Below are 25,931 nucleotides of genomic sequence, written 5' to 3'. Positions count from 1 at the left end.
ATAATGCATGTTTTTAATGTAAAAAATTGTTCTAAGATAGTAATAAAACTTCAACATCAAAGCGTATTTATGAGGTTTGAAATAAATTATCAATTTCCTCTGGTAAAAAAGGGCGACCTTGTTCATTAACAGAAGTACCTATTACCAACGCTTTAAGCATTACTTTTTCATCATGTTTACGTATCACCGTTTGACGAAAACCAAACTTTAATCGGCTTATACGCTCAGGCTCCACGGTGACATAAAACTCATCTGCGGGTTTTAGTGATTGTTTGTAATCCATTTCACTGCGCATGACTACAAGGTTTATTTTATCTCGAGCAAGCTTAGCAAAATCAATACCATTGGCATGTAAAAACTCATGCCGTGCATGTTCTAGGTAATTAAAATAAACACTGTTATTTACAATACCTTGTAGGTCACATTCATAATCACGTACTTTAAAGTCAACTTTAAAGGTCATATTAATATTCCTAATTATGTATACTGTGCGCGTTTATAGCATATTTATACAGCTGGTATCACGACTTTAATGAGAATAGTTGTTATCATGCACGTCCCTGAAATGGAGTTAAGAAACCGAATGAAACTACGTCTGTCTTTAATTACTGCCGCGCTACTTCCTCTTGTTAGCGCTTCAGCGCTTGCTGAAGATACTGATCTTGAAAAAATACTCGTTACTGGGGATTTCCAAAAAGAAAGCATTCAAACCCTCAGCGCCAGTGCAAGTTTATTTAGTAAGCACGAAATTAATGAACGTGGTGCAACATTTTTAGATGAAATGCTTGCTAGTGCCGCCAATGTGAATTTTTCGGCAGGTGCATCTCGCGGACGTTATATTCAAATTCGTGGAGTGGGTATGCGCTCTCAGTTCGTTGATCCTATCAACCCATCTGTTGGCTTAGTTATTGACGGTATCAATTATTCAGGCCTTGGCGCTAGTTCGCTGCTATTCGACGTAGACCAAATTGAAATTTACCGTGGCCCGCAGGGGACGCGTTTTGGTGCCGATGGTATGGCAGGTATGATTCAAATGGAATCAGCCGACCCTACTTTTGATCCGAGTGTAAAAGTGCAGCTCGGCGCCGGCAACTACAACAGTTATGAAGCAGGTGTTGCCGCAGGTATCGGTATCACTGATAGCACCGCTATACGTGGTAGCATTTATCAACGTGAATCTGACGGTTATCAAGATAACTTATACCTAGATAGACCAACACAGCAACAAGATGAAATGGTTGGCCGCTTTAAACTGCATAGCCAACTTACAGATCATTTACGCTCAGAGCTAAGCGTACATTATATCGATATAAATAACGGCTATGATGCATTTACCCTCGATAACAGCCGTAATAGCGTAGCTGATGAGCCAGGCCAAGATAATCAAGAAAGTATTGCTGTAGGCCTTGCCAATATTTACACTGGCTTTGATTTATTTGATGTTAGCTTAAACCTTTCCGGTATTGATAGTGATTTAGTGTATAGCTTTGATGAAGATTGGGTATGTAATGATATAAACAAACCTGAACTTTGCGCTGCAGGCCTTCACCCTGAGGGTTATAGTTCAACCGACGTTTATTTTAGAGATCGTCAAGACCAAGCCGCTGAGCTGCAATTTAATGGCAAAGGCGGTAACTGGGTAGCAGGGCTTTATTATCAAGGCCGAGATGTTGATTTAGAGCGCCAACACTCCACACCATTAACATCTACTTATAAAACGACAAACACTGCTATATATGGTCAATTAGCCACTCCAATTGGCAACAAGACTACTTTAATCACCGGGCTACGTGTTGAACAGTATTTAGGGGATTACACCGATAGTAACGGGTTTATTGTTGATACCGACGATATTATGGTCGGTGGAAAAATAGCACTTGAGTACCAAGTAATTGACCGCACCATGATTTACACTAGTTTAACTCGCGGTTACAAAGCAGGGGGTATTAATTCTGCAGCTCTAGCCAAAGCACAAAATTTTGGTCTTGGTGCAGACTTCTTTGAGCAACATACAACTTTTGAACCTGAGTATTTATGGAATGGGGAGTTTGGCGTTAAAGGGAGTTCACTCGACGACAAATTTGTACTCCGTTTGGCGGCATTTTATATGTACCGTGAAGACATGCAATTAAAGTCATGGCTGATAGAAGATCAAAACTTTACTGGGTATTTTGATAATGCAGGTTCAGGTGAAAATTACGGCCTTGAAATTGAAGGCAGTTATCAGTTAACTGATGACTTATTAATTACTGGTAGTGCTGGTTATTTAGATACAAGGATTAATGACTATGTTGCTAGAACAAGCCTCTACTCTCCTCCTATAGACCAAGATGGCCGCGAGCAAGCACAATCACCTAAATATCAATATGCATTTACTGCGCGTTATAACTTTACCAATGAGTTATTTGCGACTATAGGTGTTGAAGGTAAAGATGATTACTACTTCTCTGATAGTCATAACTCGCAAGCCCCCAGTGTTAACTTAGTTAATTTCACTGCAGGATACGAGGCGGATATGTGGTCAATTCGTGCCTGGGCACGTAACGTGTTTGATGAAGAAGTGCCAACTCGTGGTTTCGAATTTGGTAATGATCCAACTGACGGCTGGCAAACACATACCTACACCCAATTTGGTGAGCCAATGGTTGCAGGTGTTACGTTCATATACGAATTGTAATTAATAGGTGCTAGGTTATTAGGTACTAGGATTTCCTAGCATCTAGTTACCTAGTACCTAGCTCTTCAATTAAGCCCTACCTACATCAAACGCGATCACTTCTTTTATCGTATGTTTTTTGGTTGCTAACATCACTAACCTATCAATACCAAGTGCTACACCTGCACATTGTGGCAAACCATGCTCTAACGCGTTAATTAATCGCAAGTCTATGGGTACCTCGTTTAGGTTATTGTGTTTACGGTAGGCATTATCATCCTTAAACCTTTTCACTTGCTCCTGAGCGTCTGTAAGCTCATTAAAGCCGTTTGCCAGCTCCATGTGTTGATAATAAAGCTCAAATCGCCCAGCGACGCGCTCATCATGACTACAAATACTTGCTAGAGCTGCTTGAGAGGCCGGGAAATGGTAAATAAAACAAGGCCTATCTTGGCCTATCACCGGCTCAACTTTCATGCAGAATAGCAATTGTAATAATGTATCACGGTGAGACTCATCTGCAGCAATATCAGCAAAACCATGTTTAATAGCAAGTTGTTGTAACTGCTCCAAAGTGGCTGTCAAAGGATCAAGACCTAGTACGTGCTCAAATGCACCTTGATAGGTTAAGCGTTCAGCGGGTTGCACATCGAGAACTAACTGCATCAACTCATCTATTTCATCCATTAATGCAAACTCATCAAAGCCTGGGCGGTACCATTCCAACATAGTAAACTCAGGGTTATGATGCTTTCCTGCCTCCTCATTTCTAAATGCTTTACAGATTTGATAAATGGCACCACTGCCTGCCGCTAGCAGCCGTTTCATCGCAAACTCAGGCGATGTTTGTAGATATAAATCGAGCCCTGCAGCATGACCTGGGCCAACAAAATGAGTTTTAAAGCTAGCTAGGTGGATATCCGTTACACTTGCTGCACTTAGGCTAGGAGTTTCAACTTCCATTACATTACGTTGATAAAAAAACTCGCGAATGGCCCGTAAAATTCCGGCACGTTGCTGCAAGGTTGCAACCTGCGCACTTGGCTCCCAAAGATCTGCTGACATATTTTCTCCAAAAAAAATCCCAGCCTTAAGCCGGGATTCTATTAAACAGTGTTGTGCTTACTTAACACGGCCTACGTATTCACCGCTACGAGTGTCTACTTTAATCACTTCGCCAATTTGTACAAACAAAGGAACACGTACTACAGCGCCGGTGCTTAATGTTGCTGGCTTACCACCTGTACCCGCAGTGTCACCTTTTAGACCTGGATCTGTTTCTGTTATCTCAAGCTCAACAAAGTTAGGCGGTGTTACAGCGATTGGGCTGCCGTTCCATAATGTAATAGTACAAACATCATTTTCAACGAGCCATTTAACTGTATCGCCTAGCGCTTTTTCATCCGCAGCAATTTGCTCAAACGTTTCGTTGTTCATGAAATGCCAAAACTCACCATCGGTATAAAGATAAGCAAGATCGGTATCCATTACATCAGCGCCTTCAACAGACTCACCTGACTTAAATGTTTTTTCAAGCACTTTGCCAGAGATAAGCTTACGGATACGAACGCGGTTAAATGCTTGGCCTTTGCCAGGTTTAACCATTTCATTTTCTAAAATACTGCAAGGTTCGCCGTCCATCATAATTTTTAGGCCGCCCTTGAACTCATTAGTGCTATAATTCGCCATCGTTTCCTCTGTCTAATAATTTTTCGAGTAATCTACTTACCAATGATACAAAGAAATGAAGCAAATTTGCATAAAAACTGGCAAAAAGAATTAGCTAATGTAGTTACTTGCCCAAAAACCTTGCTAGAAATGGTTGGGCTATCGAGCCAAGTACATGAAAAGGACATAAAAGCTCGCAGTTTATTCCCTGTGCGCGTACCTGTCCCTTTTATAAAAAAAATGCGCTATGGTGATATTAACGACCCACTTTTGCTGCAAGTCATGCCTCGTCATCAAGAGTTTATTGAAAAAAACCGGTTTTAGTAACGATCCGCTAGAAGAGCAAGACAATACACAAACAGGCTTACTCCATAAATATAAGTCTAGAGTTCTGGTTATGTTTAAGACGGGTTGTGCGGTAAATTGCAGGTATTGCTTTCGCCGCCACTTTCCTTATCAAGAGAATCAGTTAAACAAACGCAGCTTACTTGATGCACTTGAATATATACGATCAGACGATAATATCAACGAGGTTATTCTCAGTGGCGGCGATCCGCTGATGGCCAAAGATGATGCAATTAGTTGGTTTATGGATGAACTAGAACAATTACCGCAAATTAAACGCATGCGTATTCATAGTCGCTTACCAGTCGTCATACCCACAAGAATAACAGAGCAGCTTTGCGTTCGTTTAGCGAAGTCACCTTTAAAAATTATATTTATCAATCATATAAATCATGCCAATGAGATAGATGATGATTTTAAAAGCGCTATGCAGCAATTAAAAAAAGCAGGTGTAACATTATTAAATCAAGCTGTAATCTTAAAAGATGTGAACGATTCAAGCTCTGCACAAATTGCGTTGAGTGAAGCATTATTTGATGCAGACATATTGCCTTACTATCTTTATCTATTAGATAAAGTAGCTGGCGCTAGTCATTTTGATATTGCAGAGCAACAAGCACGTAAAATAATGGCAGATATGCTTATTGCATTGCCAGGATTTTTAGTTCCTAAGCTCGTTCGAGAAATTGGTGGTCAGCAAAGCAAAACCCCCATAGATCTCAAATTGATTTAAACGTAAACGTTTACGTTATTGCCTAGCGTAGCCGTAACAGATTTAGCGGGGGTTTGTGCAACGCTAGACGAAGCAGCACCTTCAATTAGTGCTAGAGCAGCTGCACCATCCGCTTTCTGTTGCTTTTTGGCAAGCGCTGCACTATACACTTCTGCACTTTCACCTGCGCCACTCATGGCTGGTAAGTTTCCACCTGATATATTCATAGTTCAATACCTGACTTTTAATTACAATCCACGTACTATATCGGCATTGCAGTCTAAAGCTTTAGGAAAAAAATGGATTCAATTATCGAGCAACTCAACGCCAACTTAAAAGTTGTTTACCGTCAAGCACTTGATGCTGATAAAAAGTTAGATGATCTTCAACAACAAGGTCATGGAAAATTCAAAGCACTCTTCCCAGCAGATGCTGGATTTAACTTTGAAGCAAAAAGGTTTAAACCTTACGTATTAGACGTCGCTGCAGATGTAGAAAGTTTAAGCTCTGAAGGTTTAAATGAAGAAAAGCTAAAATCAACAGTACTTAAACTACAACAACTCTTACAGTTATTAGCAACATTCAAGTAATGTAAAGGCGCTCACTTAACTAAGTCAGCGCTTTAAGAACATTATTGCGGGGTTACTATAGGCATTAGCTCTTTATCGAACCAGTCTGTAATCAAGCGTTTATCATAATAAAACGCTTCATCACGGCCCATCTTAATTCGATCCATAAAGCCCATATCTTTTAATGAGACTTGTTCATTTTCACTTATAGTTTGACCGTCTTTATCCGTCACAGAATAGTTAAATTCAATACGGGGAAAATATATTGGCTTAATAATTCTGAGCTCATTCATACCACCAAAACGAACATCACCTGCCAAATCAAGCTCTGTTACTTCTACATTAAACTTATACCCTTCAGGTAACTTTTCAGCTAACTTATTGAAGTGCTTTTCAAAGTTTGACGCAATACGTTTATGATAAGAACCTTTTGTATCATTCGAAGGACGAACGTCTCGGTAATCATTAAAATCATGCCACTTAACAGCAGCTTCCCCAGCATGTGCAAAGGCAGGAACTAGAATAACCATTGCCACAGCAATTTTTTTTAATGTATTCATATTTTATTCTCCAATAACACTCGGGGTAACTTTAAATAAAATAATAGCAGCTACAACTTAACTATAGCTTAATCCTTTTATCGATCATTGTTATCATTTATATAAAATATGTAATCAAAAATACAGTCAATAACGCCGATAATAAAAAATAATAAATTTAAAACATGTAATAACAGGTAATCTATGGTGAAATTAGCTTAATTCACCTTATATATGGAGATTTCATGACAATTTTAGTAACAGGTGGTGCAGGATATATAGGCTCGCACACAGTAGTTGAGTTATTAACGCAAAATAACGACGTTGTTATCATTGATAACTTGAGTAACTCTAGTGTTGAGTCACTTGAACGCGTGAAAAAGATCACTGGAAAATCAGCACATTTTTATCAAGGCGACATTCTAGATAAAAGCTTCCTAGCGGATATTTTTGCCAAACATACAATAGACAGTGTCATTCATTTTGCGGGGCTTAAAGCTGTCGGGGAATCAATTGTAAAGCCGATTGAGTACTACCAAAATAATGTACAAGGTACACTAACACTGGTTGATGCAATGCGAGATGCAGGTGTATTTAAGCTAGTATTTAGTTCATCCGCGACCGTTTATGGCGACCCGGCAAGTTTACCTATTCGCGAAGACTTCCCAGTGGGTGGTACCACTAACCCTTACGGCACATCAAAGCTGATGGTTGAAATGATGCTACAAGATATCGCTAAATCTGATGAACGCTTTGCATTCGCGATTTTACGCTACTTTAACCCCGTTGGAGCACATGAGTCAGGACTTATTGGTGAAGACCCTAATGGCATCCCAAACAATCTGCTTCCTTATATTTCGCAAGTTGCAGTTGGTAAGCTAAAGCAGTTAGGTGTATTCGGTGATGACTACGACACTATTGATGGCACTGGTGTCCGTGATTATATTCATGTTGTAGACCTCGCTTTAGGGCATTTAAAAGCACTTAATAAGATCAATCAAGATACAGGCGCACATGTTTATAACCTTGGCACAGGTAATGGCTACTCAGTACTTCAAATGCTCAATGCTTTTAGTAAAGCCTGCGGTAAGGAAATCCCCTACCAAGTATCACCACGTAGACCAGGTGATATTGCCGCCTGCTACGCAGCCCCTGAGAAAGCTTCACTAGAGCTAGAATGGCAAGCAGAACGAGGCATAGACATTATGATGCAAGATACTTGGCGCTGGCAAAGCAATAACCCCAACGGTTATAAATAAAAGTATCAACTTAAACTTATAAAACCGCTATTAAGCTAACACCGATCAGTTACGGTGTTTTATTTTTTGATCGGTTGACCTATCTTTTGGCTTCGTCACAATGCCCTTTCATCTTTTTGATTAGGAGGGTATTTTCTTGCTTAGTCATTGATTACTTGATACTGACACATTCGCCGCTTCTGACTCTTTATCTACATTTCAGAAACATATCCATTTTGAGTGGATTTTTAATGTGTTCGAGCAGACTGGTAAAGCGAGCATTCACAAGCGTAAGTTATCTGCCACACCTCACACTCGCAACATTCTTGGGTCATTCCTGGACGATACGTTCAGTCATTTAACTAGATATAACCCTTGGCTCCCCAGGTAAGAAAACGAAAACTGGCTCTCTGTTAGAAATCACCCCCTGAAACACAGTATTAGGGTCTGTTTATCTTTCGAGGTTAATTTTGCAGCAGTGCGTTTGGTTTTTAGGCAAGGCAGAGCCTACGTAGTGTGGTTATTCCCCATAAATAGCCGATAACGCAGCATAAATGCCAAACGCGCGCTGCCCTTCGGGTTCTTCCTAGGTGCGATTAACTCTTTGTTGCCTACATGGATGTAGGTAAGGGGCGTGAGCAGGACGCGGTAGCTTTGCTCGATTTTTACTTAGCCCACTAGGTTACAAATCTCGCGCCGCGATTAAATCACACCTAGGTTGAACAAATTTTAATCCTGAAAGGTCAACAGACCCTAGCCTGACTAAATATAAGGTGTTGCGCTATTTTGCACACTGACTCACAAATATTGCCTAAACAGGTTACGATTAGTTGCAGCTGTGTGCCTCTAACTTCCTACCACTTCCTTAAGATCCCACAATTGCCCAGTGACGAATTTTCCATTCAAATTATCTTCCTTTTAGTCAGATGATAAAGAACCTTTCGCCTATCAGGTTTGCCAGCTTCGTTAGGCAAACAAAAAATATGCTTTAGGCATGTCGATTTAATAGAACTTGTTATTTCAGTGGTTGCGGGAGCCAGAGTTTATAAGAGTGAGCGCCTCACGCAGTGACGACGACCTTCGGGTTATGAGCAGCATCATCAAGATATTCACTGAATTTCAGGCATAAAAAAACACTCATATAGAGTGTCGATTCATTATTACATTTTATTTCAGTTGGTTGCGGGAGCCAGAGTTTATGAAGAGCGAACCGACGACCTTCGGGTTATGAGCAGCATCAACAAGATATTCACTGAATTTCAGACATAAAAAAACACGCTTTAGGCGTGTCTGTTTAATATTCTACATTGTTATTTCAGTTGGTTGCGGGAGCCGGATTTGAACCGACGACCTTCGGGTTATGAGCCCGACGAGCTACCAGGCTGCTCCATCCCGCGCCTGAAATTGCAGATTTATTTATAGTTGCTATACATGACAACTTGGCTTCCGATTCTTTAAAGAATTGGTTGCGGGAGCCGGATTTGAACCGACGACCTTCGGGTTATGAGCCCGACGAGCTACCAGGCTGCTCCATCCCGCGCCTGTATATTTTAAGTCTATCGACTACTTAATTTAATCTCTTAAGTTAGAGTTTAACAGTAACCAAATCATTTAAGTAAATTGGTTGCGGGAGCCGGATTTGAACCGACGACCTTCGGGTTATGAGCCCGACGAGCTACCAGGCTGCTCCATCCCGCGCCTGTAATTTCCTCTTAACAGTTTCGTGTTATTTGCGAGCCTGTTTCGAAGAGAGCGCTATAATATAGGAATAAAATTAGAATGCAAGGCCTAAACTACTTAAAGCTGTTCAACCGAACAAAAAGCAGGCAAAGTGCTGGTTAAAGCGCTCTTTGGTGCGGACTTATCATTTTCTGGAACTCCCAATCTGGGTGCCCCATCACGATAAAGTCTGGGTTTTCTGTACTCTCTCGCTGATTATACGTGAGCGGGTTAAATTCAGCATCTGTAATACATCCTCCCGCTTCTTCAACAATAATTTGTGAAGCACCGGTATCCCACTCACCAGTTGGGCCAATACGTAAAAAGCAATCGGCTTTACCTTCAGCAACAATACATGCTTTTAAAGAACAAGAACCCACAGCAACCGTAGTAAACTGCGTATTTAAATACTGACTCACCGCCTCTATCTTCTGGCGACGACTAACGGCTAACGTAAGGCTATCTGGGGTAGCAACATTAATCTTTTCATCAATGCCATTGCTGCGCTTAAATGCGCCGTTCTGATAACTGGCAAAGTAAGTAATCCCTTTGGCTGGCCAATAAATAACACCCAATACTGGGCGATTATTTTCTACTAGGGCAATATTCACGGCGAAGTCCCCACTTTCAAGAATAAACTCGCCAGTACCGTCCATTGGATCAAGTAGCCAGTAACGCTGCCAATCTTGTCTATCTGCAAGCGCTGGTATCGGTGTTTCTTCAGACATAATAGGTATATCAGGGGCAAGTGCTTTTAACCCAGCCACCAATACATCATTTGCGGCTAAATCTGCCTTTGTCACTGGTGTATGATCTGACTTTTGTTGCTGGCCAATATCATCTTTTTTTATAAATTGCCATAATTGCTGCACCTGCACTTTGTGCAAGCTCAATACATGGCTCAAGTAAATTATTCATTCGCAGCTCCCCGATTCAATGCGCTTCATTAATAATAGCAAAGCTGCAACGCTTCGTGCTTCAGTAAAGTCATCTTGTTGTAATAATGACTGCCATTGTGTTAATGGCCACTTAACCACCACTAAAGGCTCAGGTTCGTCGCCTTCCAGTGTTTGTGGATAAAGCTGCTGGGCAAATAGAATATGCATCGTGGCGTTAAAGTAACTGGGCGCCATAGACACCTTTTTGAGTGGCTCTAAATACTCAGCACCAAAGCCAACTTCTTCTTTAAGTTCACGGTTTGCCGCTTGCTCTGGTGTTTCACCAGGATCAATTAAACCTTTAGGAAAACCAAGTTGATAATCGTTTGTGCCAGCACAGTACTCACGTACAAGCAGTAATTCATTATCAACAGTTAGTGGCACTATCATCACAGCACCTCGGCCGCCGCCGCGGATCCGTTCGTATTGGCGTTGTTCATTATTTGAGAACTTTAAATCTAAAGACTCAACCGTAAATAAACGACTTTTAGCAACAATATTATTGCTCAGTATTTGCGGTGGTGTTGGGTGCTTTTTCTGTGTCATCGGCATTAATTTGCTATCATGGCTTCTTATTACAATCATAAATCTTTTATAGAGAAATGCCTATGCTAAATTGGTCAAAAATCGATACAGTACTATTAGATATGGATGGTACTTTACTTGATCTGCATTTTGATAATCACTTTTGGCTTAATGTTATCCCAGAGCAACTTGCGATTGCGCAAAATATTAGTTTAGCCAAAGCCAAAGCAGATATGCTTAACCGATATCAAGCTGTCCATGGGCAAATTCAGTGGTACTGTTTAGACTATTGGCAACAACAGCTTAATTTACCTATTATGGAACTTAAACGCCAAACTCAGCATTTAATTAAAGTACGCGAAGATGTACCTGCTTTTTTAACTGCCATGCGTAAAGCAAACAAAGAACTAATATTGCTAACCAATGCGCACCCAGAAAGTGTGATGCTGAAGTTTGAACAAACAGATATAGATAACTATTTAGATGGTGTGGTCTCTACCCACCAATATGGTGTGAGTAAAGAAAGCCAAAGCTTATGGCAGCAAGTGCAAGCTGATTTAGGGTTTGATAAACAGCGCACCTTATTTATTGATGACAGTCTGAGCGTATTAAGCGCTGCAAAAGAGTATGGAATTGGTCATTTGTTAGCGGTTGCCAACCCAGACAGCAAGCAACCACACAATGAAATCAACGACTATTTAAGTATCACCGATTTTAGCAACGTACACCCTTAACCTTTAGGGTAACGTGCCTCAAGGCCTTGGTATACTAGCTTAGCAAAATCAGCTTGCTCAGTATCAAGGCTTTTTACTACTTCAACTAAGTGCTCGTTATCTTCTTGACCATGCCATACTTTAATATAACTGCCATCTTTATAGCCATGATCTTGGCGAAAGAAGTTAAGCGTATTTTTACCCACATAACCACGGTATAAATCGTCAATGTTCATGCCTATTTGCACCATACACCCAGCGAATGCTTCAGCATTAAACTCTTTATCAGCAACAGCTGACGCTGCTAAAATTTCAAGGGTTTGTTTAAAGTCATCTGCTGTTTTAGGCGAACTTAGCTGCTCTTCTAGTTGTTTAGCCAACTCTAGATAACTCGTTTTTCCGTCAATGCGCAACGATAAACCGAAATGAAAAATATCCACGAGTTCAAGGATTACTTGTTCGGTATCTGGAGTCTGTTTTTTCCACCACTTCCAACCATAATGATCAAGCATCTCTGCACATTCAACCCAAATTGCGCGATTCCATTCAAAACCCTGGCTAAACCATTGCTTATGGACTTTGGTATTCATAGCGTTTTGCATTTCTAGCATCACCACTAGTTTATTTAAATTGGCAGACATGTCTCTTCCAGTTACTATTTTTAATTGCCGTTAATAATACAGATAAATTAAGTTTGATGAAATTGTTTATCTTGCTAGTCTGTCTTCTAACTGAACGTTTAAACAATCAATAAGGGAATGAAATGCTAAAACCTATCTTACTCGCTTGCTCAATGCTCATTAGCACTGTTGTATCTGCAGCAACGGCAACCAACATCGCCAATGAAGCGGAAAAGGTCAGCCCACTGATGCCAGGATTAATGGTTCCTGCTACAACATTAAAAGATAAAGATGGGAATAATGTTGATTTAAGCAAACGTTTCGCTGAAAAAACAACCGTACTAATCGTTTACCGTGGTGGCTGGTGCCCGTACTGCTCAAAACAATTAGCCAGCATTCAAAATATAGAACAACAAATCGCTGATTTAGGTGCGCAAATTATTGCGGTATCACCCGACAGCCCAGAAAAATTAGCTGAGAGTAAAATAGATTCACCCAATTATCAGCTACTTTCTGATGATAGCCTTACACTAAGTCAAGCGCTTGGCCTTGCATTTTATTTAGACGATAAAACAGCTACTATTTACCGTAATAAACTAGGTGTAAACTTTGTGTCGTTAGATGGCAAAGCAAAGGTGGCCCTGCCTGTACCGGCAGTATTTGTGGTTGATAAGAAGGGGCTAGTGAACTTTCAATACGCTAACCCAAACTATAAGGTGCGCCTAACAGAAAACTTACTATTGGCAGCAGTTAAGTCAGTCGCAGAGCAATAGTCGGCATAATTTATTAGCAGGGAGATCCGCCCCGCTTATCTTCCTGAAGTAAACTCTTGCCAAGAGTTAATTAAATCAACAAAGTCTTCAAAGCCACAGCCGCTGCTAAGCCCGTTTTCTTCAAGCATGAGTTCATCATCTTGATAAGCGATTAAATCTTCTGAATCTTGGTGCAATGCATGGGCTTCAAAAATGGCTTCGTCTTTATTTAAGATCAAGTCTATTTCTTGGCCTTGTAAAGTCAGCGGCTCAAAGCTGCTGGCAACTGACGCAATTAGAGCTTGCACCATAGCTATTTTATCTTTGCCGATCTCTTCATTTAACCAGCGGCCAATCACTGCGTGTTCACTGCTAATTTTAATACGCAATCCGCTGATAGGGTCACGTATAAATTGATATTCCATAATTATAGTCCAGTACTACTTATGCGAAGAATTATAACCTAGTCAGTTACAAATAACGAAAGCCAGATACAAAAACAGCGCTATAAAGCGCTATTTTTTGTCTTTCGCTAAACCTGCTACCGATAAGTTCTAAAACGTGCGGCATCAATGATCGACCACAAATGAAATATTGCACCTATGATAGGAGGGATTACCAAAAACCATAGCGCATAACCGCCAAAAACAATTATTGCGAAAACAAGAGCTGCCAAGATTCGCCCTTGTACTAGCTGCCCTAGACCTGGAAAAAATATATTACAAATTGCTGCGATTACATTACCGCCTGAACCTTGCTCTGCCATGTTAACCTCAATTATTAATTTAATTTTCTTATTAGATACTTACACACTTCATGCCAATTTTTAATTCATTAATAATCAAAATCTTAAATAACACTGACAAATAGAGACTTCTCTTAAATCGTGGTTTTTACTAAATATCAGTCAAATTGGCTATCAGTAAATATTGTTTACAACAATAGCTTAGCTAAAAAGCCTTGAGAATAAAATAAAGAACATTTTAAAATTAACTGTTTATAAAAACAGTATTTTATTTAGCCTAACAAAAACACCTGTTATACTGCCTGCAATATTGATTGAAAAGGCGTGATGATGGACGTTTCAGAATTACTCGATGGCTTAAATGACAAACAACGTGATGCCGTAGCTGCTCCACTGCAAAATATGCTGGTGCTCGCAGGCGCAGGCTCTGGTAAAACTCGAGTATTAGTTCATCGTATTGCGTGGTTAATGCAAGTAGAGCAAGCATCGCCTTACAGTATTTTTGCGGTAACGTTTACCAATAAAGCAGCAAAAGAAATGCGCTCTCGGGTTGAAGAAACACTCGGCGCACCAGTCGGCGGCATGTGGATTGGTACATTCCATGGTTTATCGCATCGTATTTTACGCGCACATCACCGTGAAGCTAATTTACCTGAAGCATTTCAAATTTTAGATTCCGACGACCAACTAAGAATGATCAAACGCTTATTAAAAGCGATGAACATTGATGATAAAAAATGGCCTGCTAAACAGTTTGGTTGGTACATCAGCGCGAAAAAAGATGAAGGCCTACGCCCAAAAGACATTCAGGCTTATGATATCAATGAGCAAATGATGCTTAAGGTTTATACCGCTTATCAGGAGGCCTGCGATCGTGCCGGTTTGGTTGATTTTGCCGAAATTCTGCTACGTAGTTTTGAAGTCTTAAAAAATAACCCAACCTTACTGCGCCATTATCAACAGCGCTTTGCCCACATGTTAGTGGACGAGTTCCAAGATACCAACACCATTCAATATGCATGGCTTAAGCTACTTGCTGGCGATACCAATAGCATTATGATTGTTGGTGATGATGATCAAAGTATTTATGGTTGGCGTGGTGCAAAAATTGAAAACATCAAACGTTTCTTAACTGATTTTGAAGCCGAAACAATTCGCCTTGAACAAAACTACCGATCAACAGCCACTATTCTTAAAGCATCCAATGCGTTGATTCAAAACAACTCAGACCGTATGGGTAAAAGCTTGTGGACTGATGGCAATGAAGGTGAGCCAATCTCTATCTATGCCGCGTTTAACGAATTAGATGAAGCACGTTTTGTTAGCAGTAAACTACGTAGTTGGCTTAATGCGGGTAATGCATTACAAGATGCGGCTATTTTATATCGTAGTAATGCGCAATCGCGGGTACTTGAAGAAGCCATGTTACAAGAAGGCTTAAAATACCGTATTTATGGCGGTATGCGATTCTTCGAACGTCAAGAGATCAAAGATGCACTGGCTTATTTACGCCTTGTCGGTAACCGTCAAGATGATGCTGCATTTGAACGTGTCATCAACACGCCTGCCCGCGGTATTGGTGATAAAACCCTAAGTCACATACGTGATTGCGCTCGTGCTGAGTCATTGCCTCTTTGGTATGCTGCTAAAGCAGTTGTTGAGCAACAACATTTATCTGGTCGCGCAGCCAGTGTTGTGACTAAATTTGTTGAGCTGGTTGAGCATATAGAAGATAAGATTGGCGACCTTACACTCGAAGAACAAGCCAAGTACGCAATTCAAACATCAGGCTTAATGGCCATGTACCAAGCCGAGAAAGGTGAAAAAGGCCGTGCTCGAGTAGAAAACTTAGAAGAGCTTATTAGCGCCTGTGGTCAGTATGAATTACCCGAAGACGAAGAGTTTAGTTCACCACTGCAAGGCTTTTTAGCCTACACCTCGCTTGAATCAGGTGATGGCCAAGCAGAAGAACATGAAGACGCAGTGCAAATGATGACACTTCACTCAGCAAAAGGTTTAGAGTTCCCGTTGGTATTTATGGTGGGTGTTGAAGAAGGCATGTTCCCTTCTCAGCAGAGTAATGAAGAATCTGGCCGTTTAGAAGAAGAGCGCCGCCTGTGTTATGTAGGCATGACACGTGCAATGGAAAAGCTTTATATTAGCCATGCCGAAAGCCGCCGTTTATACGGCCAAGAAAAATACCACAGCCCGTCACGCTTTTTACGTGAAATGCCTGAAGATTGTGTTGAAGAAATCCGCATTAAAACTCAAGTCTCTCGCCCACCTGCAGCAGGGCGCTTTAGCTCATCAGTCAGCCATGCAGCATTTGAAGATAGCGGCTTTAATTTAGGCCAACGCGTTGTACATGCAAAATTTGGTATAGGTACTGTATTAAATTATGAAGGTGCTGGTGCTCAATCACGAGTGCAAGTGAACTTTGACGATGTAGGCAGTAAATGGCTAGTAACCCAATATGCACGACTTCAAGCAATTTAATACTGAACTAAACAAAACATTATCACAACTTGCCCATACCAAACATAGGCAGTTATTACTGATCACCGGTGAACAAAACTGGTGCTATTTAGCTGCTCAGCACCTGCTCCACGGGCTAGGTGGCGCTAAGGTCAATGTATTATCCAAAAGCACGGAGTTCACTCCTCGCTTTTGGCCTGATCACACTCATCAAATTTTGGGTCAAGAGTTTGAGCATGCGATCTATGATGGCTTTAGTGGTATTTTACCCGATAAACTCGCAGCACTAAGCGGTACTGTTAAAGCCGGAGGTTTATTCGTACTGCTTTTGCCAGAATTGAGTAACTTAAAAAATTGGTGCGATCCTGCTTTAACCTATTTTCAATCCTATGCGCAAAATCAACCCACAAGCTTTTTTAATCAACGCTTAGCACGATTATTAACACAGAGTAACACTCTGCATTTTAGCCAATTAAATGGCTACACAGGTACTCAAAATAACACCGTCGAAGCAGGAGTTATTGATTTTACTGAGCAACAAGCGTGTATTGAGCAAATTGTAAAAACAGCTAATGGCCGAGCAAACCGCCCATTATTAATAAGTGCTGATAGAGGTCGCGGAAAGTCATCAGCGCTGGGCTTCGCTGCTGCACAGCTGTCAGATAAAAAAATAGTGATATGTGCTCAACAATTTACTGCTTTACACAGTTGTTTTAAACACCTCGCACAAGCAAGTAATTTAAGCTACAACGCCTCAGATAAACAGCTGGCAAATTTACACTTTAGTCCGCCTGATCAGTTACTGAACGAACTTCCAGAATGTGATGTATTATTTGTTGATGAAGCTGCCTCTATACCGGTACCACTGCTTATAAACATGCTCGCCCATTACCCACGCATCATATTTTCAAGTACCATAGTGGGCTATGAAGGCAATGGCCGAGGCTACACATTAAAATTTAAGCGCTATCTACAAACCCATTATAAAAATATGCGCAGCATTGAATTGACGCAACCTATTAGGTTTGCTGCCAATGACCCTCTTGAAAAGCACCTATCTACTTTACTTGCACTCGATGCTAACTATCAACACGCCAGTATAAGCAACGACAAAGTTGAGTTTGCACAATTAAGTCGTGGACAGCTCGCACACGATGAAGATTTACTAAACCAAATTATCAGCTTACTTTCGTTAGCGCATTATCAAAACAGTGTGAATGACTTACGCCATCTATTAGACGCCCCTTCACAGAGAGTATTTATTGCATCATTACAAAACAAAGTGGTCGCAGTTTGCTTAGTAGCAATTGAAGGTGGTTTAGCAAAAGATATTAGCCAGCAAATAGTAGTAGGTAAACGAAGACCACAAGGGCACTTGATGGCGCAAACACTTGCACAGCTTAGTTTTGACTCAAGGATTCTTAACCAAGCCTGCGCACGTGTAGTACGTATTGCCGTTTCACCCTCATTACACCAAAAAAAATTGGCTCACAACTGCTCAAATATTGTGAAAATAAGCTAACATCTAAATGTGATTACTTTGGTGCAAGTTTTGGGGCAAACGCAGCACTACTAACGTTTTGGCAAAATAATGGTTTTAGATTAATTAAACTAGGCTTTCAACAAGATAAAGCGACGGCAGAGCACGCCGCATTAGTCGTAAAAAGCTTAGCTAGTGACAATTTAATAAACCAGCTTCAACAGCAGTTTCAATCAGATTTTGCGCTTCAACTGCTCGACCAATTCAAATTATTAGATCATCAATTAGTAGAAACTGTTCTAACACAGTGCAGCAGTGAACAAGCTATTTCAACTCAAATAAAGCGCCTAGACTCCATCTTAGTAACAGACTATCAACTGTTTACAATAAAAGCATTATTATGGCGTATATTCTGGCAATCACCCTCAAGCCTGAAAAGTTGCGATCCGCATACCAAATACCTACTTATTAGACTAATATTACAAAACTGGTCGTTGCAAGAAGTAAAAGTAGCATTAAAGCTCAGCGGAAAAAAAATATTAGATCAACAATTTAAACAGGCAGTAATAAATTGGTATGAAAAACTCACACACACAATTTCTTCTTAGTTTTTCCTTTTTACTCTTTATTCTCTTCAGCTTTATTGTAAAAGCTACTAATCAAACTGTCATAAAAATAGGTATGTCTACCGCCTTATCAGGACCTGCAAAAAAATTGGCACACAACTTCACTTAGGCAGTGAAGTTTACTTTAAAAAAATAAATAAAAATGGCGGAATCAATGGCGCTCAAATAAAGCTACTTGTTGCTGATGATGGCTACGAGCCAAAAAGAGCCGTAAAAAATACACGCCATCTTATTAGTGTTGAAAACGTTGTAGCATTATTTGGAGCAATGGGAACACCTACCAGTCATGCTGTTACACCTATTTTAGAAAAGCTAAAAACGCCTTATTTAATGCCCTTCAGTGGTGCAGAGTTTCTACATACAAATCCAACTATCAATATATTTAATATCCGTGCTAGCTACTACGATGAAGCAAAGGTGCAAATAAGGCACCTAGTAGAGAATAAAAAACACACTAAAATTGGTTTTTTAATTCAAGCTGATGAGTTTGGGTATGTGGTAGAAACAGGCCTGTTAAAATATTTATCAAAATATAATTTAAAACCAGTGAAAGTCGCACGCTTTCTGCGTAATACGCATGAAATTACTAGTGCATTGAAAATATTAAAAGACAGTGGGGCAACCGCAATTTGCCTTGTAGGCACCTATAAACCGCTATCTGAGTTTATAAACACGGCCTATGAGCAAAATTATAAGCCTGATTACACCAGCATTTCATTTGCATCAAGCCCTGATTTATTCGCAAACTTAAAGTATTCAACTGATCTGATGGTGACCGAAGTTGTACCAAACCCATTTCAATGCAAATCAGTTTGGTGTACAGAGTTTTTAAAAGACATGAAAAATGCGAATGTAACAACGCCTAACAGGCTACATTTTGAAGGCTACCTTAATGCTGTATTTTTTAGTTTAGCGGCACAACACTGCCCACAACCTCTAGAAAACACATGTTTAATGGCGCAATTAGATAAAACCTTTAGAGAAGATCAACAACTAAACTCACTATTCCTAGATAAGAACAGTATAAATGGGCACGTTGTTTATCGCTCATTCTTCTCACTAAAATAACTGCGGTTTTTCTATTATGTTCTATCCTTAAGTTATTATTTTGGTAAGCGAGGAAGCTATGGAGTTAATAAACTTTAGGGTGGGTGAAAAAACAATCTCATTAAAAATATTAGATATACTTTTAACTGAGCGTTTCGAAGATAACTTAACCTCCCTCCCAAACGACAATAAAAGCTTCATCGGCGTCAAAGATTATATGGAAACACCCACCCCTATTTTTGACTTAGGCATTATTCTTAATAAAAAATCTACACAAGAAGCAAACCAGTCATTACTTGGGGTATTTAATGACTGGCAAAATAAACAACAAGCTTGGTTTGCATCTTTAGAGAGCAGCACTATCCATCAAACACCATTTGAACAAAACACTGATATTCAACAATCAAGTTTTGCTAATTGGTATTTTAGTTTTAAAACAGAAAATGATGACCTCCAAGCCATTGTTGAGCGCTTTAATGCTCCACATGAACATTTATGCCAACAAGCAAATGAAATAAGTATGCTCACCAAGTCTGGTCATAATGAAAAAGCACAAAAACAGCTAAACATCGAGCGTAGTGGTAGTTATAAACAATTAATGAGGCTTTTTGAGTCCGCAAAAGAGCAACTAAGCCTAGATTATAAACCAATCATAATTTTCACCACTAAAGATGGCATCAATCCTCATATTGGTTTACTTGTTGATAAAGTAGAAGATAGCATAAATTACAAAAAAGAAGATGTTAAACCGCTCGATAAACTTACTAATATTGGTTTTAAAATTGATTCACAAACGAAAAATATGATGCGAGGGCTTATTAAACTTGAACAAAAACACAGCGTACTAATTGACCCTAGCGCAATATTTAGACCCGAGCACCTAGTACAACATCAGGCCGAAGAAACAGAAGTATACGGATTGTTTTAGTTTTTTTCAAAACATCTAGGTCAAAAATTAAGTTGCGAGTTTGCGTTTTCTTATAGAGAGTGCGAGTTTGATCAGCTTTAAATCGGGGCTGAAGCCTCCTCCTACAATAACTTTGACAGCGCACAACACGTTAAGCTCTACGCTTTACACTCGCTAACTCGCGAGCTAATTCATTTTATTTCAGACAACAAAAAAACCCGTTACATTACTGTAACGGGTTTCTCTTATTTGGAGCCTGGCGATGACCTACTTTCACATAACAAATGCTACACTATCATCGGCGCTGTTTCGTTTCACTACTGAGTTCGGCATGGGATCAGGTGGGTCCAAAACGCTATTGTCACCAAGCAAATTTGGTGTAAGTTCAATTTAATCAAACTTACTAAAATTTGGAATTTCTGATAATAAATTAGTCTTCAGTAATCTACTTTAGTCTATTAACTTCTTCGCTTAAACTGTCGCATAAAACGCGTTTGGCGTTGTATGGTTAAGCCTCACGGGTAATTAGTACAAGTTAGCTTAACATATCACTATGCTTCCACATCTTGCCTATCAACGTTGTAGTCTTCAACGGCCCTTCAGAGACTTTAAAAGTCTAGTGAGAACTCATCTCGAGGCCTGCTTCGCGCTTAGATGCTTTCAGCGCTTATCAGTTCCGAACGTAGCTACCGGGCAATGCCATTGGCATGACAACCCGAACACCAGCGGTTCGTTCACTCCGGTCCTCTCGTACTAGGAGCAACCCCTCTCAATTCTCAAACGCCCACGGCAGATAGGGACCGAACTGTCTCACGACGTTCTAAACCCAGCTCGCGTACCACTTTAAATGGCGAACAGCCATACCCTTGGGACCGACTTCAGCCCCAGGATGTGATGAGCCGACATCGAGGTGCCAAACACCGCCGTCGATATGAACTCTTGGGCGGTATCAGCCTGTTATCCCCGGAGTACCTTTTATCCGTTGAGCGATGGCCCTTCCATTCAGAACCACCGGATCACTATGACCTACTTTCGTACCTGCTCGACGTGTCTGTCTCGCAGTTAAGCTGGCTTCTACCATTACACTAACCGTACGATGTCCGACCGTACTTAGCCAACCTTCGTGCTCCTCCGTTACTCTTTGGGAGGAGACCGCCCCAGTCAAACTACCCACCAGGCACTGTCCGTAACCCCGATTCAGGGGCCAACGTTAGAACATCAAAACTACAAGGGTGGTATTTCAAGGACGACTCCAACAAAACTAGCGTCTCGTCTTCAAAGTCTCCCACCTATCCTACACATGTAGGTTCAATGTTCAGTGCCAAGCTGTAGTAAAGGTTCACGGGGTCTTTCCGTCTAGCCGCGGGTACACAGCATCTTCACTGCGATTTCAATTTCACTGAGTCTCGGGTGGAGACAGCGTGGCCATGGTTACACCATTCGTGCAGGTCGGAACTTACCCGACAAGGAATTTCGCTACCTTAGGACCGTTATAGTTACGGCCGCCGTTTACCGGGGCTTCGATCAAGAGCTTCGTCCGAAAACTAACCCCATCAATTAACCTTCCGGCACCGGGCAGGTGTCACACCGTATACGTCATCTTGCGATTTTGCACAGTGCTGTGTTTTTAATAAACAGTCCCAGCCACCTGGTCACTGCGGCTCCCGTCCGCTTAGAGAGCAAGTCTCATCACAGATAGGAGCGTACCTTCTCCCGAAGTTACGGTACGATTTTGCCTAGTTCCTTCACCCGAGTTCTCTCAAGCGCCTTAGTATTCTCTACCTGACCACCTGTGTCGGTTTGGGGTACGATTCGGTATAATCTGAAGCTTAGAGGCTTTTCCTGGAAGTATGGCATCAGCAACTTCATCACCTTAGTGACTCGTCTCGTGTCTCAGTCTTAGCAACCCGGATTTTCCTAAGTCACCAACCTACTCACTTTCACATGGACAACCATCGCCATGCTTGCTTAGCCTGCTCCGTCCCCCCATCGCAATTATACCAAGTACGGAAATATTAATCCGTTTCCCATCGACTACGCCTTTCGGCCTCGCCTTAGGGGTCGACTTACCCTACCCTGATTAACATGGGATAGGAACCCTTGGTCTTCCGGCGTGCGGGTTTTTCACCCGCATTATCGTTACTCATGTCAGCATTCGCACTTCTGATACGTCCAGCATACCTCCCGGTACACCTTCAACCGCTTACAGAACGCTCCCCCTACCACTCAGAATAAATTCTGAATCCGCAGCTTCGGTGCATAGTTTAGCCCCGTTACATCTTCCGCGCAGACCGACTCGACCAGTGAGCTATTACGCTTTCTTTAAAGGATGGCTGCTTCTAAGCCAACCTCCTGGCTGTCTGGGCCTTTCCACATCGTTTCCCACTTAACTATGACTTTGGGACCTTAGCTGGCGGTCTGGGTTGTTTCCCTCTTCACGACGGACGTTAGCACCCGCCGTGTGTCTCCCGGATAGTACTTTACGGTATTCGGAGTTTGCAAAGGGTTGGTAAGTCGGGATGACCCCCTAGCCTTAACAGTGCTCTACCCCCGTAAGTATTCGTCCGAGGCTCTACCTAAATAGATTTCGGGGAGAACCAGCTATCTCCCGGTTTGATTAGCCTTTCACTCCAAGCCACAAGTCATCCCCTAACTTTTCAACGTTAGTGGGTTCGGTCCTCCAGTTGATGTTACTCAACCTTCAACCTGCTCATGGCTAGATCACCGGGTTTCGGGTCTATACCTTGCAACTATTCGCCCAGTTAAGACTCGGTTTCCCTACGGCTACCCTAATCGGTTAACCTCGCTACAAAATATAAGTCGCTGACCCATTATACAAAAGGTACGCAGTCACCCAACAAGTGGGCTCCTACTGCTTGTACGTACACGGTTTCAGGTTCTATTTCACTCCCCTCACAGGGGTTCTTTTCGCCTTTCCCTCACGGTACTGGTTCACTATCGGTCAGTTGGGAGTATTTAGCCTTAGATGATGGTCCACCTATATTCAGTCAAAGTTTCACGTGCTCCGACCTACTCGATTTCACTTAAAATGTCTTTTCATGTACGGGACTATCACCCTGTATCGTGGCACTTTCCAGAGCCTTCCATTAACACATAATAAGCTTAAGGGCTGTTCCGGTTTCGCTCGCCGCTACTTCCGGAATCTCGGTTGATTTCTTTTCCTACGGGTACTTAGATGTTTCAGTTCTCCGCGTTCGCCTCGTTAACCTATGTATTCAGTTAACGATACCTGCAAGCAGGTGGGTTTCCCCATTCGGAAATCTTAGTCTCAAGTGCTTTTTACTAGCTCGACTAAGCTTATCGCAAGTTAATACGTCCTTCATCGCCTCCAACTGCCAAGGCATCCACCGTGTACGCTTAGTCACTTAACCATACAACCCAAACGGGTCTTTGTTTCGTGACAGTTTAACTTCGCCAGAAGTTAATATTGAATACTAAAGTAGATACCAATCAACAAACGTAAACGTTCATTAAATGGCACTGAATGATACTGCTATCATTCTTTTTTACTTTTGAAAACTCTTGATAAATACAGAGTATCTATCAGAATTTTATTATCAGCTTTTCCAAATTTTTAAAGAGCATATTAATTAGTTAAGCCAGTGGCTTAGCTAACTAACAATCATCTGTGTGGACACTACGAACAAATAAGTTCTAAATCGTATAAGGAGGTGATCCAGCCCCAGGTTCCCCTAGGGCTACCTTGTTACGACTTCACCCCAGTCATGAATCACTCCGTGGTAAACGTCCTCCCTAAGGTTAGACTATCTACTTCTGGAGCAACCCACTCCCATGGTGTGACGGGCGGTGTGTACAAGGCCCGGGAACGTATTCACCGCGTCATTCTGATACGCGATTACTAGCGATTCCGACTTCATGGAGTCGAGTTGCAGACTCCAATCCGGACTACGACGCACTTTAAGTGATTCGCTTACTCTCGCGAGTTCGCAGCACTCTGTATGCGCCATTGTAGCACGTGTGTAGCCCTACACGTAAGGGCCATGATGACTTGACGTCGTCCCCACCTTCCTCCGGTTTATCACCGGCAGTCTCCTTAGAGTTCTCAGCATTACCTGCTAGCAACTAAGGATAGGGGTTGCGCTCGTTGCGGGACTTAACCCAACATCTCACAACACGAGCTGACGACAGCCATGCAGCACCTGTATCAGAGCTCCCGAAGGCACCAAACTATCTCTAGTAAGTTCTCTGTATGTCAAGTGTAGGTAAGGTTCTTCGCGTTGCATCGAATTAAACCACATGCTCCACCGCTTGTGCGGGCCCCCGTCAATTCATTTGAGTTTTAACCTTGCGGCCGTACTCCCCAGGCGGTCTACTTAATGCGTTAGCTTTGAAAAACAACTCCGAAGAGCCGAGCTTCTAGTAGACATCGTTTACGGCGTGGACTACCAGGGTATCTAATCCTGTTTGCTCCCCACGCTTTCGTACATGAGCGTCAGTGTTGACCCAGGTGGCTGCCTTCGCCATCGGTATTCCTTCAGATCTCTACGCATTTCACCGCTACACCTGAAATTCTACCACCCTCTATCACACTCTAGTTTGCCAGTTCGAAATGCAGTTCCCAGGTTGAGCCCGGGGCTTTCACATCTCGCTTAACAAACCGCCTGCGTACGCTTTACGCCCAGTAATTCCGATTAACGCTCGCACCCTCCGTATTACCGCGGCTGCTGGCACGGAGTTAGCCGGTGCTTCTTCTGTCAGTAACGTCACAGCTAGCAGGTATTAACTACTAACCTTTCCTCCTGACTGAAAGTGCTTTACAACCCGAAGGCCTTCTTCACACACGCGGCATGGCTGCATCAGGCTTGCGCCCATTGTGCAATATTCCCCACTGCTGCCTCCCGTAGGAGTCTGGACCGTGTCTCAGTTCCAGTGTGGCTGATCATCCTCTCAAACCAGCTAGGGATCGTTGCCTTGGTGAGCCATTACCTCACCAACTAGCTAATCCCACTTGGGCCAATCTTTAGGCGAGAGCCGAAGCCCCCTTTGGTCCGTAGACATCATGCGGTATTAGCAGTCGTTTCCAACTGTTGTCCCCCACCTAAAGGCATGTTCCCAAGCATTACTCACCCGTCCGCCGCTCGTCAGCAAAGTAGCAAGCTACTTTCTGTTACCGCTCGACTTGCATGTGTTAGGCCTGCCGCCAGCGTTCAATCTGAGCCATGATCAAACTCTTCAATTAAAAGTTTTTTTGTTCCCACCCAATAAAGAGTGAAGAACAGCTCAATGAATTCTGAATTTATTTAATATCTTTCGATATTGAATTGACTGTGCTGAATAATTACTAAAAGTAACTATTCTGTTGGTCACTCAGTTTCAATTGAGACTCTAAATTTTTTGCCTTACTTAGCGAACTAAGCTCGGCTGTTAGAACTCAATCTGTACGAGTGCCCACACAGATGATTGCTTTATATTGTTAAAGAACGTTGCGATTAAAGCGCTTTGCTTTATCTCGCTAGGGCTGAGCATGTTACGCTTTCCTATTTTTTTGTCAACACTTAATTTTAAACTTTTTAAAAAATCTAAACTCAAGTTTCACTCGACTCACTAAGTGACTTGCTTGCCTCGCTAAGCATTGCCTGCTCTGCCGTCTCAGTGGGGTCGCATTATAGGGAGAT

At 41.8% G+C, this 25,931-nt stretch carries 17 protein-coding genes, 3 tRNA genes, 3 rRNA genes and 3 pseudogenes; 10 read left to right on the top strand and 16 right to left on the bottom strand.

The window, feature by feature from the left end; genetic code table 11:
• Positions 1-67 precede the first annotated feature (67 nt).
• Complete coding sequence (locus ACU8V8_RS00130; RefSeq protein WP_446888411.1) at positions 68-463, bottom strand: acyl-CoA thioesterase; 396 nt, start codon at positions 461-463, stop codon at positions 68-70.
• 120 nt (positions 464-583) lie between these two features.
• Between ACU8V8_RS00130 and ACU8V8_RS00125 the strand changes: the two genes are divergently transcribed.
• A complete protein-coding gene (locus tag ACU8V8_RS00125) occupies positions 584-2,677 on the top strand; it encodes a TonB-dependent receptor (protein WP_446888410.1) in 2,094 nt (697 codons plus the stop codon).
• A 69-nt stretch (positions 2,678-2,746) separates the two neighbouring features.
• Here ACU8V8_RS00125 and epmA read toward each other — a convergent pair whose 3' ends face one another.
• Positions 2,747-3,721 (bottom strand): elongation factor P--(R)-beta-lysine ligase, encoded by a 975-nt coding sequence (gene epmA, locus ACU8V8_RS00120; protein ID WP_446888409.1) that lies wholly within the window; start codon positions 3,719-3,721, stop codon positions 2,747-2,749.
• 57 nt (positions 3,722-3,778) lie between these two features.
• Positions 3,779-4,345: an elongation factor P gene (gene efp / locus ACU8V8_RS00115; RefSeq protein WP_421960556.1), complete on the bottom strand. Its 567-nt coding sequence runs from the start codon at positions 4,343-4,345 to the stop codon at positions 3,779-3,781.
• A 42-nt stretch (positions 4,346-4,387) separates the two neighbouring features.
• Between efp and epmB the strand changes: the two are divergent.
• Positions 4,388-5,402 (top strand): annotated as a pseudogene (gene epmB / locus ACU8V8_RS00110) (EF-P beta-lysylation protein EpmB).
• Here epmB and ACU8V8_RS00105 read toward each other — a convergent pair.
• Positions 5,399-5,608 carry a hypothetical protein gene (locus ACU8V8_RS00105; protein WP_087534599.1) on the bottom strand — a complete coding sequence of 70 codons (210 nt, stop codon included), beginning with the start codon at positions 5,606-5,608 and terminating at the stop codon, positions 5,399-5,401. The pseudogene epmB and the gene ACU8V8_RS00105 sit on opposite strands and share 4 nt — an antisense overlap.
• Positions 5,609-5,680: 72 nt before the next feature.
• On the opposite strand from ACU8V8_RS00105, the gene ACU8V8_RS00100 reads away from it, so the two are divergent.
• Entirely contained in the window at positions 5,681-5,971 is a 291-nt protein-coding gene (locus ACU8V8_RS00100; RefSeq protein ID WP_446888408.1) for a prephenate dehydrogenase, read from the top strand.
• Between the two features lie 41 nt (positions 5,972-6,012).
• Here the strand turns inward: ACU8V8_RS00100 and ACU8V8_RS00095 are convergent, their stop codons facing one another.
• Complete coding sequence (locus ACU8V8_RS00095) at positions 6,013-6,510, bottom strand: DUF3016 domain-containing protein (protein ID WP_446888407.1); 498 nt, start codon at positions 6,508-6,510, stop codon at positions 6,013-6,015.
• Between the two features lie 224 nt (positions 6,511-6,734).
• Here ACU8V8_RS00095 and galE point away from each other — a divergent pair, with 224 nt between their 5' ends.
• Positions 6,735-7,748: a UDP-glucose 4-epimerase GalE gene (gene galE, locus ACU8V8_RS00090; RefSeq protein WP_446888406.1), complete on the top strand. Its 1,014-nt coding sequence runs from the start codon at positions 6,735-6,737 to the stop codon at positions 7,746-7,748.
• Positions 7,749-9,047: 1,299 nt separating this feature from the next.
• Here galE and ACU8V8_RS00085 read toward each other — a convergent pair.
• The 5 genes and pseudogenes from ACU8V8_RS00085 to nudE form a co-directional block, all read right to left on the bottom strand.
• Positions 9,048-9,124, bottom strand: a tRNA-Met gene (locus ACU8V8_RS00085).
• 66 nt (positions 9,125-9,190) lie between these two features.
• Positions 9,191-9,267: transfer RNA gene (locus tag ACU8V8_RS00080), tRNA-Met, on the bottom strand.
• A gap of 81 nt (positions 9,268-9,348) precedes the next feature.
• A tRNA-Met gene (locus tag ACU8V8_RS00075) sits at positions 9,349-9,425 on the bottom strand.
• 140 nt (positions 9,426-9,565) lie between these two features.
• Positions 9,566-10,364: pseudogene (gene cysQ, locus ACU8V8_RS00070) on the bottom strand (3'(2'),5'-bisphosphate nucleotidase CysQ).
• Positions 10,361-10,930 (bottom strand): ADP compounds hydrolase NudE, encoded by a 570-nt coding sequence (gene nudE / locus ACU8V8_RS00065; RefSeq protein WP_446889556.1) that lies wholly within the window; start codon positions 10,928-10,930, stop codon positions 10,361-10,363. Before nudE ends, cysQ begins: the two are co-directional and overlap by 4 nt.
• Before the next feature lie 62 nt (positions 10,931-10,992).
• Between nudE and yrfG the strand changes: the two genes are divergently transcribed.
• Entirely contained in the window at positions 10,993-11,643 is a 651-nt protein-coding gene (gene yrfG / locus ACU8V8_RS00060) for a GMP/IMP nucleotidase (RefSeq protein WP_446888405.1), read from the top strand.
• On the opposite strand, the gene ACU8V8_RS00055 is transcribed toward yrfG, so the two are convergent.
• Positions 11,640-12,263, bottom strand: a complete 624-nt coding sequence (locus tag ACU8V8_RS00055; protein WP_446888404.1) for a dUTP diphosphatase — start codon at positions 12,261-12,263, stop codon at positions 11,640-11,642. The genes yrfG and ACU8V8_RS00055 overlap by 4 nt on opposite strands.
• 122 nt (positions 12,264-12,385) lie before the next feature.
• On the opposite strand from ACU8V8_RS00055, the gene ACU8V8_RS00050 reads away from it, so the two are divergent.
• The gene (locus tag ACU8V8_RS00050; RefSeq protein ID WP_446888403.1) at positions 12,386-13,015 is read left to right on the top strand and encodes a peroxiredoxin-like family protein; all 630 of its coding nucleotides are present in this window, start codon (positions 12,386-12,388) and stop codon (positions 13,013-13,015) included.
• 35 nt (positions 13,016-13,050) lie between these two features.
• On the opposite strand, the gene ACU8V8_RS00045 is transcribed toward ACU8V8_RS00050, so the two are convergent.
• Both ACU8V8_RS00045 and ACU8V8_RS00040 read right to left on the bottom strand, forming a co-directional pair.
• Positions 13,051-13,419, bottom strand: coding sequence for a YacL family protein (locus ACU8V8_RS00045; RefSeq protein WP_421962202.1), 369 nt, complete (start codon positions 13,417-13,419; stop codon positions 13,051-13,053).
• A 116-nt stretch (positions 13,420-13,535) separates the two neighbouring features.
• On the bottom strand, positions 13,536-13,760 hold the full coding sequence (locus ACU8V8_RS00040) for a hypothetical protein (RefSeq protein ID WP_446888402.1): 225 nt from the start codon (positions 13,758-13,760) through the stop codon (positions 13,536-13,538).
• A gap of 309 nt (positions 13,761-14,069) precedes the next feature.
• Here ACU8V8_RS00040 and uvrD point away from each other — a divergent pair, with 309 nt between their 5' ends.
• From uvrD to ACU8V8_RS00020, 4 genes and pseudogenes are all read left to right on the top strand, one after another.
• Positions 14,070-16,235 carry a DNA helicase II gene (gene uvrD, locus ACU8V8_RS00035; RefSeq protein ID WP_446889555.1) on the top strand — a complete coding sequence of 722 codons (2,166 nt, stop codon included), beginning with the start codon at positions 14,070-14,072 and terminating at the stop codon, positions 16,233-16,235.
• Positions 16,213-18,302, top strand: a pseudogene (locus tag ACU8V8_RS00030) (GNAT family N-acetyltransferase). Before uvrD ends, ACU8V8_RS00030 begins: the two are co-directional and overlap by 23 nt.
• 87 nt (positions 18,303-18,389) lie before the next feature.
• Positions 18,390-19,388 (top strand): ABC transporter substrate-binding protein, encoded by a 999-nt coding sequence (locus tag ACU8V8_RS00025; RefSeq protein ID WP_446889554.1) that lies wholly within the window; start codon positions 18,390-18,392, stop codon positions 19,386-19,388.
• 58 nt (positions 19,389-19,446) lie between these two features.
• Entirely contained in the window at positions 19,447-20,295 is an 849-nt protein-coding gene (locus ACU8V8_RS00020; RefSeq protein WP_446888401.1) for a chemotaxis protein, read from the top strand.
• A 233-nt stretch (positions 20,296-20,528) separates the two neighbouring features.
• Here the strand turns inward: ACU8V8_RS00020 and rrf are convergent.
• The 3 genes from rrf to ACU8V8_RS00005 all read right to left on the bottom strand — a co-directional run bounded on the left by rrf (position 20,529) and on the right by ACU8V8_RS00005 (position 25,495).
• Positions 20,529-20,643 (bottom strand): 5S ribosomal RNA (gene rrf, locus ACU8V8_RS00015).
• 135 nt (positions 20,644-20,778) lie between these two features.
• Positions 20,779-23,666: ribosomal RNA gene (locus ACU8V8_RS00010) — 23S ribosomal RNA — on the bottom strand.
• A gap of 293 nt (positions 23,667-23,959) precedes the next feature.
• A 16S ribosomal RNA gene (locus tag ACU8V8_RS00005) occupies positions 23,960-25,495 on the bottom strand.
• The 16S, 23S and 5S rRNA genes sit together here, the layout of an rRNA operon.
• Positions 25,496-25,931 lie beyond the last annotated feature (436 nt).

It is taken from the genome of Pseudoalteromonas sp. SaAl2, from assembly GCF_052947895.1.
This window is presented reverse-complemented; position numbering and strand designations above follow the sequence as displayed.

What these genes read in the sequence shown, in the direction of transcription:
- uvrD (WP_446889555.1), top strand. Translation starts at nt 14,070, where the DNA reads ATGGACGTTTCAGAATTACTCGATGGCTTAAATGACAAACAACGTGAT.
- ACU8V8_RS00100 (WP_446888408.1), top strand. Translation starts at nt 5,681, where the DNA reads ATGGATTCAATTATCGAGCAACTCAACGCCAACTTAAAAGTTGTTTAC.
- ACU8V8_RS00020 (WP_446888401.1), top strand. Translation starts at nt 19,447, where the DNA reads ATGGAGTTAATAAACTTTAGGGTGGGTGAAAAAACAATCTCATTAAAA.
- ACU8V8_RS00050 (WP_446888403.1), top strand. Translation starts at nt 12,386, where the DNA reads ATGCTAAAACCTATCTTACTCGCTTGCTCAATGCTCATTAGCACTGTT.
- ACU8V8_RS00130 (WP_446888411.1), bottom strand. Translation starts at nt 463, where the DNA reads ATGACCTTTAAAGTTGACTTTAAAGTACGTGATTATGAATGTGACCTA.
- ACU8V8_RS00045 (WP_421962202.1), bottom strand. Translation starts at nt 13,419, where the DNA reads ATGGAATATCAATTTATACGTGACCCTATCAGCGGATTGCGTATTAAA.
- efp (WP_421960556.1), bottom strand. Translation starts at nt 4,345, where the DNA reads ATGGCGAATTATAGCACTAATGAGTTCAAGGGCGGCCTAAAAATTATG.
- ACU8V8_RS00095 (WP_446888407.1), bottom strand. Translation starts at nt 6,510, where the DNA reads ATGAATACATTAAAAAAAATTGCTGTGGCAATGGTTATTCTAGTTCCT.
- nudE (WP_446889556.1), bottom strand. Translation starts at nt 10,930, where the DNA reads ATGACACAGAAAAAGCACCCAACACCACCGCAAATACTGAGCAATAAT.
- galE (WP_446888406.1), top strand. Translation starts at nt 6,735, where the DNA reads ATGACAATTTTAGTAACAGGTGGTGCAGGATATATAGGCTCGCACACA.
- ACU8V8_RS00055 (WP_446888404.1), bottom strand. Translation starts at nt 12,263, where the DNA reads ATGTCTGCCAATTTAAATAAACTAGTGGTGATGCTAGAAATGCAAAAC.
- ACU8V8_RS00040 (WP_446888402.1), bottom strand. Translation starts at nt 13,760, where the DNA reads ATGGCAGAGCAAGGTTCAGGCGGTAATGTAATCGCAGCAATTTGTAAT.
- ACU8V8_RS00125 (WP_446888410.1), top strand. Translation starts at nt 584, where the DNA reads ATGAAACTACGTCTGTCTTTAATTACTGCCGCGCTACTTCCTCTTGTT.
- yrfG (WP_446888405.1), top strand. Translation starts at nt 10,993, where the DNA reads ATGCTAAATTGGTCAAAAATCGATACAGTACTATTAGATATGGATGGT.
- epmA (WP_446888409.1), bottom strand. Translation starts at nt 3,721, where the DNA reads ATGTCAGCAGATCTTTGGGAGCCAAGTGCGCAGGTTGCAACCTTGCAG.
- ACU8V8_RS00105 (WP_087534599.1), bottom strand. Translation starts at nt 5,608, where the DNA reads ATGAATATATCAGGTGGAAACTTACCAGCCATGAGTGGCGCAGGTGAA.